The sequence below is a fragment of the Undibacterium sp. Ji83W genome, assembly GCF_049340385.1.
Classification (GTDB): Bacteria; Pseudomonadota; Gammaproteobacteria; order Burkholderiales; family Burkholderiaceae_D; genus Undibacterium.
Window position 1 is genome coordinate 425,415 of the sequence record NZ_JBMPOZ010000003.1, and the last position, 13,621, is coordinate 439,035.

13 protein-coding genes are annotated in these 13,621 nt (G+C 50.7%); 11 read left to right on the forward strand and 2 right to left on the reverse strand.

Annotation, left to right across the window (positions count from 1 at the left end):
- Position 1: 1 nt before the first annotated feature.
- Both ACO0LD_RS08720 and ACO0LD_RS08725 read right to left on the reverse strand, forming a co-directional pair.
- Positions 2-1,063 carry a DUF4892 domain-containing protein gene (locus tag ACO0LD_RS08720; RefSeq protein WP_423005754.1) on the reverse strand — a complete coding sequence of 354 codons (1,062 nt, stop codon included), beginning with the start codon at positions 1,061-1,063 and terminating at the stop codon, positions 2-4.
- 185 nt (positions 1,064-1,248) lie between these two features.
- A complete protein-coding gene (locus ACO0LD_RS08725; RefSeq protein ID WP_423005756.1) occupies positions 1,249-3,249 on the reverse strand; it encodes a PhoX family protein in 2,001 nt (666 codons plus the stop codon).
- A 375-nt stretch (positions 3,250-3,624) separates the two neighbouring features.
- Between ACO0LD_RS08725 and ACO0LD_RS08730 the strand changes: the two genes are divergently transcribed.
- The 11 genes from ACO0LD_RS08730 (at position 3,625) to ACO0LD_RS08780 (ending at position 13,613) form a co-directional block, all read left to right on the forward strand.
- Entirely contained in the window at positions 3,625-4,125 is a 501-nt protein-coding gene (locus ACO0LD_RS08730; RefSeq protein ID WP_423005758.1) for a Fur family transcriptional regulator, read from the forward strand.
- A gap of 53 nt (positions 4,126-4,178) precedes the next feature.
- A complete protein-coding gene (locus ACO0LD_RS08735) occupies positions 4,179-5,273 on the forward strand; it encodes a CobW family GTP-binding protein (RefSeq protein WP_423005760.1) in 1,095 nt (364 codons plus the stop codon).
- A 207-nt stretch (positions 5,274-5,480) separates the two neighbouring features.
- A complete protein-coding gene (dksA, locus tag ACO0LD_RS08740; protein WP_423005909.1) occupies positions 5,481-5,885 on the forward strand; it encodes an RNA polymerase-binding protein DksA in 405 nt (134 codons plus the stop codon).
- A gap of 301 nt (positions 5,886-6,186) precedes the next feature.
- Positions 6,187-6,555, forward strand: coding sequence for a hypothetical protein (locus ACO0LD_RS08745; RefSeq protein ID WP_423005762.1), 369 nt, complete (start codon positions 6,187-6,189; stop codon positions 6,553-6,555).
- A 108-nt stretch (positions 6,556-6,663) separates the two neighbouring features.
- Positions 6,664-8,688, forward strand: a complete 2,025-nt coding sequence (locus ACO0LD_RS08750; RefSeq protein ID WP_423005764.1) for a TonB-dependent receptor — start codon at positions 6,664-6,666, stop codon at positions 8,686-8,688.
- Between the two features lie 296 nt (positions 8,689-8,984).
- Positions 8,985-10,376 (forward strand): hypothetical protein, encoded by a 1,392-nt coding sequence (locus ACO0LD_RS08755; protein ID WP_423005766.1) that lies wholly within the window; start codon positions 8,985-8,987, stop codon positions 10,374-10,376.
- 179 nt (positions 10,377-10,555) lie between these two features.
- Entirely contained in the window at positions 10,556-11,092 is a 537-nt protein-coding gene (hslV, locus tag ACO0LD_RS08760; RefSeq protein WP_422941668.1) for an ATP-dependent protease subunit HslV, read from the forward strand.
- Between the two features lie 13 nt (positions 11,093-11,105).
- A complete protein-coding gene (gene hslU, locus ACO0LD_RS08765) occupies positions 11,106-12,443 on the forward strand; it encodes an ATP-dependent protease ATPase subunit HslU (protein ID WP_423005768.1) in 1,338 nt (445 codons plus the stop codon).
- Positions 12,444-12,470: 27 nt separating this feature from the next.
- Positions 12,471-12,674, forward strand: coding sequence for a hypothetical protein (locus ACO0LD_RS08770; RefSeq protein ID WP_423005770.1), 204 nt, complete (start codon positions 12,471-12,473; stop codon positions 12,672-12,674).
- An 18-nt stretch (positions 12,675-12,692) separates the two neighbouring features.
- Positions 12,693-13,202: a GAF domain-containing protein gene (locus tag ACO0LD_RS08775; protein WP_423005772.1), complete on the forward strand. Its 510-nt coding sequence runs from the start codon at positions 12,693-12,695 to the stop codon at positions 13,200-13,202.
- A gap of 231 nt (positions 13,203-13,433) precedes the next feature.
- Positions 13,434-13,613, forward strand: a complete 180-nt coding sequence (locus tag ACO0LD_RS08780) for a hypothetical protein (RefSeq protein WP_423005774.1) — start codon at positions 13,434-13,436, stop codon at positions 13,611-13,613.
- Positions 13,614-13,621 lie beyond the last annotated feature (8 nt).

Sequence of the window (13,621 nt, forward strand, 5' to 3'; positions counted from 1 at the left end):
ATCAGCGTAATACCATTTCGACGCGCCTGTTTTTGGAACGGCCAGCCTCGGCAGCATTTGAAGCACGCGGTGCCAGCGGGCCTACACCTTTTGCGATCAGACGGGCGTCGGCAATGCCATAGCCTTTGAGTGCGTCAACTACGGCCTGGGCGCGCTTGCCAGATAAAGTCATATTATAGTCAAGCACGCCCTGGGTGTCAGTGTGGCCGACGATATACACTGCTGCAGTATTGGCCTTCAGGTATTTCGCCATTTCATCCAATTGGGGTTTGGATTCTGGTTTGATGACGGCTTTGTCGGTATCAAAATACAGGCCATAAAAACTGACTGCGCCATTCGCCGCCAATTCCTTGCTGATGGCATCGGCATCGACGGTGACAATATTCTGTTCCATGGCTTTTGGCTCCAGCACTTCCACCAGCACGGACACGCGGTCACTCATACTGTCAGTAATATCGCCCATGGTGCCGCCAGAATTGAGTGCGGCATAAACACCCACATAAGTCATCGCTGTGCCCGTGCCTTTTTGCAACAGGGTATAACGGATATCCTTGGCACCATCAAACACGGCCTGCACAAAGCGGTTGCGGTTGACGTCATAACCCTCACCCTGCACATGGGTGCGCTTTTCGTTCCAGTTGTATTTCAGGCTTTTAAAAGAAGGGCCGCAACTATCGTTATCACATTGAAAGACTGGTTTAAAACCTTTGCTGGCAAGGTTGTCAGTAAAGTTGCGGAACACCTCCAGCGAAGAGCGCCCTTTCGGCACCATGTACACAGTGCGGGTCAGCGCACCTTCGGCTTTTTGTACTTTGGAGAATTTTTTATTACTGCTGTAGTCTGGCTCAGTGGCCGGGCCAGCCGGGAAGGAGATTTCATCAAATGCTTTTTGTGTCTGCAACAAAATGCTGGAACCCTGATAACGCCCGGTGAGAGGATGATCCTTGGCATTCGGCGCATCAGTCGTCAAGACTTTTTCATAGGCAGGATTAGCAGCCGCCAGCACCAGCGAACTCGCCAGCAGTGAGAGGATGAGCAGGGATGACTTAAGCGTATTGCGCATGATATTCCAGACTCCTAGAAAATGACGTTTCCTACAATAACTTGTTAATGTAGCACAGGATTTTTCTGGAAAGTGGGTAGTGATACTTAGTTACAATCTCACTTGCAATCTTGCTTGCGATTTACTTCCTGAAAAAAAAGCAGCGACTCCGCTGCTTTTTCCTTAAATCAACACCAGGTAGCTACTTATGCTTTAGCCAGCTTCAGGCTGGTGACATCAGCAGTCAGATAACCAACGGCAGCTGCAAAACGATTTTTGTAATTTGCGCGTACCAATGGGTCCAGAGTAGACTGCACATTGCTGTGCAGAGGTGACAGCCAGTCACCTGCATGCTGGAAATTACTTGTGATGTAAGTCCAGCCGTTGAGATCATCGACAACGGAAAGACCTGTCGATTCTGCACCAGAAGGCATGGACGCCAGGCGTGACAGTTTTTTCGTATCGACGTTATAGGCCCACAAGAAATTATTCACATGCTGGCTGCTATCTTCACCGATGAACAAGGTGCGCAATTTTTCTGAAAACTTCAAATTATCAGGATTGGCGACCTTGTCAGGATTGGCAGTATTACCGAGGGTATCTGGTGCCAGCTTGCCTGCAGCATCCAGATAATCTTCGCCAACCAGCAAGGCCTTGGTCTGTGTTGGCACCCATTCACTATTGATGGCAGCACCTGCCGTGTCTTTCTGTCCACCTGTCAGGGTGTGGGCCAATACAGCACCGGCAGTCACGACTTTTTCTATCGTCACACCATAAGCTTCGTTCCATGCAGCATTGCCACGCACCATGGATGCCTGCATGTTTTGCAAGGCAGAATAAGCAATCTTGTCCTTGGCATTGACTGTCGTACCCTCCAGCTTGGTCAAGGCCATGCTGCCACCAACCATGGATGCGTAACGATGTGTTTCCAGGAAAGCGGCTGCTTTTTCCATACCTGGTTTAATTTTGATCCATTGCACTTTGCCGCTGTAGAAAATCTTGTTAAAACTGGCATCCTTAGGATCAGTTGTTGCCACTTCCATGATGTCAGCAGGCTTCAACGTGTTTGCCATGGCTTCAATTTCTGTGCTGGTGGCCGAACCAAGCTTGATCCAGGTTAGTGCAGCGCCGGCAGCGGCTGGATCGATGGAGAAACCGGAACTGATCTTGGCTACGTACAGCGAACCAGAGGACAGGTCTTTTTCCTTGTCTGCAACGAAAATGAAGATACCGCCATTGGTGGCATCGTCACCCATCAGTGCGGTGCGGTTGTCAGGCATGACCTGGATCAGTTCGTGAGAGATACGACCCATGCAGTAGTGCTTCTTGATCGTACCAGTACCGTCAGGGTTGACTGTCACTTCTGGCAGATGTCCATAGTGGTAAGGGTTGGCCTTGCTTTCATCACCGAACAGATTAGCGCTATAGGCCTTGAACTGGGTGTTACTGGAAATCGTGAAAGCGTCTGGCTCGTATTCTTCACTGGACAGATGCGTGCCCCATGGCGAAAGGCTGGCACCACAGGTAATCCATAGACCGTTAACCTTGGAGGTATCGACATTGTAGTATTTCACCAGACTCAATTTACCCGTGGCCTGGTCCTGGTCCAAAGTCAGGATAGCGATAGGCGAAGGCAGTTTGCCGTACATATCGGTCTTTTCATCCTGTGCCCAAGTCGTATATTCAAATTGCACGACGGCGAAAACAGCCTTGCCCTTGATACCAGTAATAGTAGGATTAGCTACCGACAGCAATGAAGTGCCGTCAGGAGAATCTGAGTAAAATTGACGTTCTTTGCCAGCGACTGTCTTGTCGATAATCGGCTTGTTATTGATATCTACATATCCACCAGCCAAGATCGTGCCGCCACTGCCATTGGAAACCATGTCGCCTGTCGTAAAGAAAGGTTGGTAAGCCAATTTAAATGCCTGTGCGCTATTGTCACTGAAATTGACGCTCAATGTAGAACCCACGGTCGTGGTCGCCATTGCTGCAGCGTTTGCCAAAGATGGCGCTGGCATGGCTGTAAATTCTGCACCGATAAAATTCGCAGCAACTGGTGTGACAGTTGCAGGAACTGCTGCACTTGAGCTACCACCACATGCACTCAGCAAAGAGGCCGTGGAAAATGCACCCAGCGGCAGCAAAGGAGCGCCAGCGAGGAATTTAAGTGCCTGACGGCGACCGGCTTGAGGTTGATCTGACATGATTCGAATTCCAAAAGTTGATTGCGACAAAATGAGCCAACCGGGGACTGATTGGTCACCAATTGCGCGCCTGAATTTGCGATTAAAACCTTGCGATGAGTATGGGCAAGTTCGGGCAGGAGTATAAGAAGTGAATATGACAGGCAAGTGAAACGCAGGATTTTTCTTTGCAACACTTACACCAAGCACTCCAATTACTTGCTACTCCAGGCCGGAAAATTTTTTGCGCCAACCCGGCTGCTCTCCCCGGACATCGCAGGGTCAATACTTTTGCAACTGAATTGCATTTTTGAGGCATAATGAGCATATATGGAAGACAGACGAAAAACAGTGCGTAGCATGATCTTGCGCCTGCCAGCAAACGATGGACTTATTATGAAATCACCCTCTACCAGAGCCAAGCCGGCCACAACAGCACATCATCAGGGCGCAGCCTCAATCCTGCTGTCGGGAGCTGGCGTACGCGTGACTGATGCGCGCCTGAATGTCTTGTCTGAACTCTTGTCCAGCCAGCGCGCACTGTCGCATCTGGAAGTGCAGGACGCCCTGCCTGAAATGGACAGGGTCACCTTGTACCGTGCACTGGATTGCCTGACCGATGCCGGGCTGGCACATAAAATTTCTGGCGATGACAGGGTGTTTCGTTATAGCACTGGCAGTGAAACTGCGGGCAACAAGAATCATCCAGCCCAGCATCAGCACGGACATTTCAAATGCACGCGTTGCGCCCGGGTATTTTGTCTCGACGATGCCAAGCAGCCTGCTGGCTTGCGTGAACAATTGCAGGCCACCTTGCAAACCACGCTGGGTCGCGGCTTTAAAAGTCATGACATAGAGCTGACGATCAAGGGCTGGTGCGCCGACTGCGCCAAATAAGCGGGCTTAGGTAAATCCGTAGATCAACTGTATTAAAGTATTAGAGAAAAATCATGGCATTAATCCCTACCACTATCCTCACCGGCTTTCTGGGTGCAGGTAAAACCACCTTGCTGAACCGTATCCTGCAAGAAGATCACGGTCACAAGATTGCTGTCATCGAAAATGAATTTGGCCAGGAGAACATAGACAATGAAATCCTGGTGCAAGACAGCAATGAACAAATCGTGGAAATGAATAATGGCTGTGTCTGTTGCACAGTACGCGGCGACCTCATCGTTGCACTGAGCAAGCTGATACAGCAAAAGAACGAAGGCAAACTGAGCTTTGACCGCGTCATCATAGAAACCACAGGCCTGGCCAACCCTGGCCCGGTGGCACAAACTTTTTTTGTCGATGAAGAAGTTGGTACCTATTACATGCTCGACGCGGTTGTTACGGTAGTCGATGCCCGCCACGGCATGCAGCAACTTGATGAACATGAAGAAGCGCAGCGCCAGGTTGGCTTTGCCGACAAGATCCTCTTGTCAAAAACTGATCTGGTTGATACAGAAGCTGTGGCTGCATTGCGTGCCCGCCTGGCCCGCATGAATCCGCGTGCTCCCATCACTGCCGTCGACTTTGGCAAGATCGCCATCAGCGAAGTACTGGACCTGAAAGGCTTCAACCTGAATGCCAAGCTGGATCTCGACCCCGACTTCCTGCGTGCTGAAGAAGCAGAGCACGGACACGAACATGAGCACGAGGCTTGCGCTGATGATTGCACCCATGAACACCACCATCACAAAGAACACACTGAGCACGATGACCATGCTCCACATGTGCATAACCACCATCACGCCCATCATTCCGACGACATTGCTGCCTTTGTCTTCAAAAGCACACGCCCCTTCAATACCGGGCAACTTGATGAATTCCTGGGTGGCCTGGTGCAAGTCTTTGGTCCGCGCATGTTGCGCTACAAAGGGGTATTGCTGATGGAAGGGGCAGACCGCAAGGTGATTTTCCAGGGTGTGCACCAAATCATGGGCACGGATGTTGGTGCCAAGTGGGGAGAAGATGAATTGCGTGAAAGCAAGATGGTATTTATTGGCAAAAATCTACCCAAAGACATATTTATTGAAGGTTTGGAGCATTGTTTGGTATAAACTAGCGGGCTATTGAAGTCAGACGTTGTCTGTCGTGCAAGTGGCATTCATGCAAATGTCATTTACTTTATCAATAAGGGGAGGATAATTGTCTGGGACAAATGGTTGTTTCAGATTTGTTCTATGTATTAACCCGTCGTATCGAAAGTTAGCGAAGTGGCAACTAAATCACCTAAATCGACTGCTACAGTCAGCGCACCTGAAGCTCTGCTCACAGAGGAAGAAATCCTCAAGATGGGCGAGAAGGACTATATGAACGCTGCACAACTGGCATTTTTCAAGGCCCGTTTGCAGCAGCTTGAGAAGGATTTATTGAAGAACGCCGACGAAACCACCGAGCATCTTCGTGAAACCGTATTGGTACCAGACCCGGCAGACCGTGCCACGATAGAGGAAGAACATGCGCTGGAATTGCGCACCCGCGATCGTGAACGCAAATTGCTGAAAAAAGTACAGCAATCCATCAATAGTATTGATGACGGCGATTACGGCTGGTGCGAAGAAACCGGTGAGCCAATTGGTGTACCACGCCTGCTGGCGCGTCCGACAGCGACCCTGTCACTGGAAGCACAGCAAAGACGTGAAATGAAGCAAAAGCTGTACGGCGACTGAGTATTAAGTATTAGTCTTTACTGGCTCTCATTAGCTAGTATTTATAGCGCTTCTGATTTGCAAAAGCGTGCGGTGGCAACTGCGCGCTTTTTTATTGAAATTGAATGCAACCATGTTGCAATGAATTGAACTTTTATTGGATAATTCTTTCCAAGCCATGCAGCTGGAAGACATCCGGCTGTCATAATGGCAATGTACTGTCGGTTTTTTGCTACATATTTTCAAGTATTTTTGAACCTGAATTTGACCCGGTATCAACTGGAAATTTAATCTCAAGATGTTACGCCCCTCCCAGATCAACATGAAAAACAGCAAACGATGGTTGCTGTGTGTCCTGTTGCCTGCACTGTTATTTACACAGTGGCTGGGGCTGGCGCATCGCATCTCACATGCGGGCGGGACTGCTAACCAGATATCTTCCAATGTTGTGCAGCAAACTGCGCAGCTGGGTTCTTTCTTGTTCGGCAGTCAGGATGAGGGTAGTAATACCCTGCACTCTTGCGCCTTGTACGATGCCGTCAGTGCCGCAGAATTTCTGCAGCACATCCCGGACGCCATTGAACTGCTGGAGGGCCAGGCTGTCGTCAGCCTGAACCCGGCCATACTGAGCTGGCACGCTCTGCTGCAAGTCCCTTTTTCTTCCCGCGCCCCACCTTCCCTGTTTGCCTGATCAGCGCCAGAGCATCCTGACCGGTGCTGCTGGCTATCCGATTTTTCAGATGCAGCTTTGCGTCTGAGATGTCGCCGTTCTTGCCTCAATTCGCAAACAGGAAATAACATGGTTTTTCAACGCACACTGATCGCCAGCGCGGTGCTGGTACTTTTGACGCCTATCACTCAGCTTGTCCACGCACAGTCCCAAACTGATTCTGCAAGCGGCACCATCAATACCGTAACAGTCACCTCCAACCCCATCAGCTCTGATGAGAATATGCAAGTGCTCACTCCAGCCAAGATATTGTCAGGACCGGAGCTCCGGGCCAAGGTTGGCACTTCACTGGGTGATACCCTGGGAGCCGAACTGGGCGTATCTGCATCCGGCTTTGGTGCTGGCGCATCGCGCCCCATCATCCGCGGCCTGGAAGGCCCGCGTGTCAAGATCCTGCAAAATGGCATGGGGGTGGCTGACGTATCGAGCCTATCGAATGATCATGCCGTTGCCAGTGAAAGTGCCACTGCACAACAGATAGAAGTCTTGCGTGGCCCTGCGGCATTGCTGTACGGCAGTGGTGCCATTGGTGGTCTGGTGAATGTCATCGACAACCGCATACCTACTATCCTGAACAAGAAAATGACGGGCGAAGGCGAAGTACGCCTGGGCAGCGTCAACCAGGAAAAGAGCCTGTCATTCTCGCTGGACGGCTCAAGCGGAGTCATCGGTCTGCATGCAGATGGTGCCAGCCGTGAAACCGGTAACTATAAAATACCAGGCAGTATCTCTTTGAGTGACCCCACCTCAGGCAGTGGCCGCGTGCCGTCCAGCTTTACCCGCGAATCTTCGCTGGCTTTGGGTGCTTCGGTTATACAGTCCTGGGGTTATGTCGGTGCTGCAGTACAAACCCTGAATGACCACTATGGCATACCAACGGCAGAACGTTCTTTCATCGATTTGAAGCAAAACCGCCTCGACATTGATGGTTTGCTCAATTCGCCATTGAATGGTTTTGATACGCTGAAATACAAATTCAGTGCCACCGACTATAAGCACACAGAAAAAGCCGAGGACGGTACACCCGTCACCGACTTCAAAAACCAGATGCTGGAAAGCCGCATCCTGTTGTCCCATCCTTCCTGGGCGGGCTGGCAAGGTAGCTGGGGCTTGCAGACCGAACAGGTGAAATTCTCTGCCTTGTCTGCTGCTACTGGCCGCGCCGATACGGTACCAAGCACCAAGTCCAATTCGGTTGCGCTGTTCTTTGTCGAGCAAAAACAGATTGCCGATGTCATGGCCAGCACAGGCATGCGCTTTGAAAATGTGAAGCGCACACCGGATGCCAGCACGGGCTTGAAAGCGCGTGAATTCAATTTATTCTCGGCCTCTGTTGGTGGACTGTGGCAATTCGACAAATCTTATGGCGCAGGCCTGAGCCTGTCTTGGGCGCAACGTGCCCCAGCGACAGAAGAACTGTATTCAGCCGGGCCGCATGAATCAACCGCCACTTTTGACATTGGCAATGCCGACATGAAAAAAGAAGCCTCGCGTAACCTGGAGTTCAGCGTACAAAAGACGCATGGTGTGCTGCGCTGGAAGATCAATGCCTTCCTGAACAAGGTCAACAATTACATCTACGGCCATACCAATGGTATCAAGGTAGATGAAGCAGGCATTCCTGATGCCGACGCAGAATTTACGCTGCGCAACTGGTCGCAGGCATCTGCCACCATACGTGGCGGTGAAGCCGAGATCAGTTACAACCAGTTGGGTGAAGGCTGGTCAGGACGTGCTTTTGCCGATTATTCACGCGGCAGCCTGGATAACCAGGGCAGCCTGCCATTGCAACCTGCGACACGTACCGGTTTTGACATTGCTTACCGCACTGGCGCCTGGCGTGCCGGTGTGGACGTCTTGCATGCCTTGCGCCAGGACAGACTTGCCAGTTTTGAAGGTTTTGTTACACCTGCTTATACCAAGGTCGACACCAGCCTGACTTATACTCATCCTTACCAGAATATGCAGTTGACCTGGTTTCTGATGGCGAAGAATTTACTGAATCAGGATATCCGTCTTTCTACTTCAGTTTTGAAAGAAACCCTGCCTCAGCCCGGCAGAAATGTCATGGCTGGACTGCGTGTCAGCTTTTAATGTTAAAAAATCAGCTAAGAATTGCAAGAAAAATGTAAGCAGATGTAATTGACGTTTAGGTTATTAATTCATAAGCTGTTGGTATGGGAGGCGGCATCCGCCCCCATTTCCTGCAAAAAAGCTGCTTTTTTGCAAGGTTTTCACAGATCTTGCGTAGCAATTAAAAGAACATTTCAAGAAAAACTCAGTTGAGTAGTTGAGCCCAGTCAACCATTGGAACGGAAATCAGAATATACTAAGCACTCGTCAAATTCGCTACCGGGTGGTCAGCGCTTCTATTTTTATTTGGGAATAAAGTGGGGATTTTTTCTCTTTTCGGTAAAAAAGGTGTCAAGCAAGAAGATCGCTCCACCGAGAAATCTTCTTCGAGAAAGACGCGCTCCAAGAATGGTAATACCGTCATTGGCGGTTTCCAGGACAGTGAGGTTTTTAGCAATTCTATTATTGCTCAGCGTCATATCGCCCGCGCTACCGAGAGAAAAATTGACGCCATAGAATTTGAAATGTCGCGTGACATCGTCAAGACCCGTCCGCCGACCATCACCAAAACTGATCTGGGTGCTCCCACCGAACCGCTGGAAAGAAAAGCGCCGCCAGTAGAGTTCCAGACCACATTACCGATGATGATGCCTACAGATTATCTGTTGGGGCAAAATTCGGAAATGTCGGCATCTGCCCTCGCCTATAGCGAAACCGTCCCCGTATTGGAAGAAGCAGCCATCCTGTTTGCCAGCGGCCAGAATGAAGTTGCCGAGCAAATGCTGGCTTCTGCCGTGCATAACCACGAGCTTGGTGGTGCCACGGAAATTGGCTGGCAAATGCTGTTTGACCTGTACCGCATCACGAATGACCAGAACAAGTTTGAAAGCCTGTCGCTCGATTACGCCAATAAATTTGAAACCTCGCCACCACTGTGGCCAGAAAACCAGATGGGCAACGACAATGATGCTGAGGTTCAGGGCGATACCACGGTGGCGAATGTCAGCTTCCCGGCCAAGCTCGATAGCGGCACCATCAAGTCAATGGAAAAATTACAGATAGCTGCAGGCAAGAGTAAAAGCCTGCGCCTGGATTTTTCCCGCGTCAAGGAAGTAGACGCCATAGGTTGTGGCTTGTTATTGCGCGCCCTTAAAGGCTTGAAAAAATCCGGTCATGACTTGTTACTGGTGGGTGCCAAAGACCTGGCAGATAAAATCCGCAGTATCTTGCTGGTAGGCCGTCGCGATGAAACTGAAGCGCCATGGCTGTTGTTGCTGGAAATCCTGCAATTACTGCATTTTGAGCAAGCCTTCGAAGAAGTCAGTATGGATTACTGTATTACTTTCGAAGTGTCGCCGCCCTCATTTGAAGCACCAAAGAACAATGTCACCAGCGCCATGCCAGAAGCTCCGGCGCAGGAAGAAGCCTCTGACCGCTACATGATGCCAAAAGTAGTCGAAGGCAAAACAGAATTCCTGATTTCCAATATTGCCATGCAGGCAGAACAGCATAATCCGCTGATCCTTGATTGCACCCGCCTGGAACGTGTGGAATTTGGTGCCTCTGCGCAATTGTTGAATGGCCTGGCACCTATCGCCAGCAAAGCCGGAATGAATATACGCTTTGAAGGCGTCAATTATCTGGTCATGATGTTATTCAATGCCATGGGCTTGAAAAACATCGCCAGCATCATCCCCCGCAAGCACTAAACTGTAGCAAGGTGGGCTTTTGCCCGCCCATTTGCTGTCATATATACACGTGATTTGTTCACGCTTGCAATTCAGAAAAAACACCCCATTTTCTACAAATCAGGCAATTTGGCCTGCTTATACTGCCCGTTCACGACCCATGTTCGCGCGCAGGAATGGCACTATTTTTTGAGGTTCATATGGAACAATTTCACGGCACCACCATTTTGACGGTGCGACGCGGCAACCTTGTTGCCCTGGGCGGCGACGGTCAGGTGACACTGGGCAATATTGTCATGAAGGGCACGGCCCGCAAGGTGCGCAAGCTGTATCACAACAAGGTGCTGGCAGGTTTTGCTGGCGGCACGGCTGACGCCTTCACTTTGATAGAACGTTTTGAATCCAAGCTGGAAAAACACCAGGGGCATTTGATGCGCGCCTCGGTGGAGTTGGCCAAAGACTGGCGCACCGACCGCATGCTGCGCCGCCTGGAAGCCATGTTGCTGGTAGCAGACAAAGACAGCACCCTGGTGATTACCGGCAATGGCGATGTGCTGGAACCCAACCAGGGCATAGGCGCAATCGGCTCTGGTGGTACCTTCGCCCAGTCCGCTGCGATTGCCCTGTTTGAAAATACCGATTTGTCGCCAGTCGACATCGTCAAGAAATCCCTGACTATTGCTGGTGAGTTGTGCATTTATACCAACTTGTCGCATACCATAGAAACACTGGAATAGATTGGAATTAGCAATGAACATGACCCCGCAAGAGATCGTCTCTGAACTTGATAAACATGTAGTTGGCCAGTCCAAGGCCAAACGCGCCGTTGCCATCGCCCTGCGCAACCGCTGGCGTCGTCAGCAGGTGGAAGAACCGCTGCGCCATGAAATCACCCCAAAAAATATCCTGATGATAGGCCCTACAGGCGTCGGTAAAACCGAAATCGCCCGTCGCCTGGCCAAGCTGGCTGACGCACCCTTCATCAAAATCGAAGCGACCAAGTTCACTGAAGTTGGTTATGTAGGCCGCGATGTTGATACCATCATCCGCGATCTCGTCGATATCGGCATCAAGCAAACCCGCGAAGCCGCTACCCGTAAAGTGCGTGCCCGCGCCGAAGACGCGGCAGAAGACCGTATCCTCGACATCTTACTGCCACCTGCGCGTGATTTTGGCTTCCATCCAAATGAAACCGAAGCTGCAACGCCAGACAATACCACCCGCCAGACTTTCCGCAAGCGCCTGCGTGAAGGTGCGCTGGACGACAAGGAAGTTGAAATCGAAGTGGCCGAAGGCGTGACCCATATGGAAATCATGGCGCCACCTGGCATGGAAGAAATGACCGAGCAGATCAAGACCATGTTTTCTGGCATGGGCAATGGCCGCAAGAAATCACGCAAGCTGAAAATCAAGGAAGCAATGAAGTTCCTGATTGAAGAAGAAGCGGGCAAACTCGTCAATGAAGAAGAATTGAAGCAGGATGCGATACGCAATGTAGAGCAAAACGGCATAGTCTTCCTTGATGAAATCGACAAGATTGCTTCGCGTTCAGAAACCGGCGGTGCAGAAGTCTCACGTGCTGGTGTGCAGCGTGACTTGCTGCCACTGGTAGAAGGTACGACCGTCAATACCAAGTACGGCATGGTCAAGACTGACCATATCCTGTTCATTGCGTCCGGTGCTTTCCACCTGGCCAAGCCGTCGGACCTTATCCCTGAGTTGCAGGGTCGTTTCCCTATCCGTGTGGAACTGGAATCTTTGTCCATCGCTGATTTTGAACGTATTTTGACGGGCACCGATGCCTGCCTGACGCGTCAATACCAGGCATTGCTGGCAACGGAAGAGGTACAGATAGACTTCACACCTGAAGGCGTGGAAAGACTGGCCGGTATCGCTTATTCAGTCAACGAAACGACAGAAAATATCGGTGCCCGCCGCCTGTACACCGTCATGGAAAAACTGCTGGAAGAGATTTCTTTCAATGCTCACCAGAATACCGGCAAGACTGTCACCATCGATGCAGCCTACGTCAATGAACGCCTGGAAGCCTTGTCGGTGAATGAAGATCTGTCACGCTACGTGCTCTAATTTTAGTTTGTAAATCCGGGACTCAACATGGCAAACAAGGCGCTGGCAACACGACAACGCATGCAGTTTCGCGTTGAGCCGTCACAAGTTCCGGTCAAAGGCAGGGGTAGTCATGCAAGGAAAGTCTTGCCTGATTACCTGACTGCGAAAAGAAATACCAAGCCTCTGTCACTCCCTGCTACTGCTGCGGTAAAGACCGCAAGCAGCGAAGATGAACAGCAAGAAAATTAAACCTTCAGGAATACACCCATGTTTAGCACTCCGGCTGCCAGCGACAAACCCGATTACCCCATGCTGGCGCGCCAGCTGGCCAGCGTGCTGGAAGGTGAGCGCAATCTGATCACCAATGCGGCCCAGTTTTCTGCCTTCATTTATAGCAGTATCAGTGATTTGAACTGGGCTGGGTTCTACCTGTGCGCACCAGCCAGCAAGCCGAATGCAGAGTTTCCCAATGACCTGCTGTTGGGCCCATTCCAGGGCAAGGTGGCCTGTACCCGCATCCCATTCAAACGCGGGGTATGCGGTACAGCCGCAGCAGAACGACGCACCGTGCTGGTGGAAGATGTGCATGCATTTCCGGGGCATATCGCCTGTGACTCAGCATCCAACTCTGAAATAGTCATCCCTTTGATCAAGGATGGCGAGATTTACGGCGTGTTTGATATCGACAGCCCGCGCCTGCAACGCTTCAACGAAGAAGACCAGTTGGGTCTGGAAAACCTGCTCGCCATCTTTACGGCAGCGACTGATTTAAAATAATAGCAATACCAGTACCCTCTGGATTGAAGCAAAATGTGGCGAGGGGCAGACAAAGACCATGGTAGCCATGGTCTTTTTTGTTAAGCTATGTCAAAACTGCGTAATTTCTGTCTTTGTCCGGCCTTTGTCGCTCTACACTGAGTTTATTGAAACTGAGCAAAACCTCATAAAACTCAGCAAACTCAAGGGGATGGCATCATGGCAGGATGCAGACGCCGGAAAATGCTACACATGCACAGGCAGCCTTTGCGCAGGCGTGATGTGAAGACACGCTTCATGGTCGACCTCGGCATCCACTATCTAGAAGTACTGGGACTGGCAAAGGCCATGCACTTTCTACGCAGGCATCATGTACCTGATACTGTCATTGCCCGCGTCTTGCACTCGCCCGAATACCGACGGCAATATTAAGATCCTCT

What these genes read in the sequence shown, in the direction of transcription:
- ACO0LD_RS08720 (WP_423005754.1), bottom strand. Translation starts at nt 1,063, where the DNA reads ATGCGCAATACGCTTAAGTCATCCCTGCTCATCCTCTCACTGCTGGCG.
- ACO0LD_RS08725 (WP_423005756.1), bottom strand. Translation starts at nt 3,249, where the DNA reads ATGTCAGATCAACCTCAAGCCGGTCGCCGTCAGGCACTTAAATTCCTC.
- ACO0LD_RS08730 (WP_423005758.1), top strand. Translation starts at nt 3,625, where the DNA reads ATGAAATCACCCTCTACCAGAGCCAAGCCGGCCACAACAGCACATCAT.
- ACO0LD_RS08735 (WP_423005760.1), top strand. Translation starts at nt 4,179, where the DNA reads ATGGCATTAATCCCTACCACTATCCTCACCGGCTTTCTGGGTGCAGGT.
- ACO0LD_RS08745 (WP_423005762.1), top strand. Translation starts at nt 6,187, where the DNA reads ATGAAAAACAGCAAACGATGGTTGCTGTGTGTCCTGTTGCCTGCACTG.
- ACO0LD_RS08750 (WP_423005764.1), top strand. Translation starts at nt 6,664, where the DNA reads ATGGTTTTTCAACGCACACTGATCGCCAGCGCGGTGCTGGTACTTTTG.
- hslV (WP_422941668.1), top strand. Translation starts at nt 10,556, where the DNA reads ATGGAACAATTTCACGGCACCACCATTTTGACGGTGCGACGCGGCAAC.
- hslU (WP_423005768.1), top strand. Translation starts at nt 11,106, where the DNA reads ATGAACATGACCCCGCAAGAGATCGTCTCTGAACTTGATAAACATGTA.
- ACO0LD_RS08770 (WP_423005770.1), top strand. Translation starts at nt 12,471, where the DNA reads ATGGCAAACAAGGCGCTGGCAACACGACAACGCATGCAGTTTCGCGTT.
- ACO0LD_RS08775 (WP_423005772.1), top strand. Translation starts at nt 12,693, where the DNA reads ATGTTTAGCACTCCGGCTGCCAGCGACAAACCCGATTACCCCATGCTG.
- ACO0LD_RS08780 (WP_423005774.1), top strand. Translation starts at nt 13,434, where the DNA reads ATGCACAGGCAGCCTTTGCGCAGGCGTGATGTGAAGACACGCTTCATG.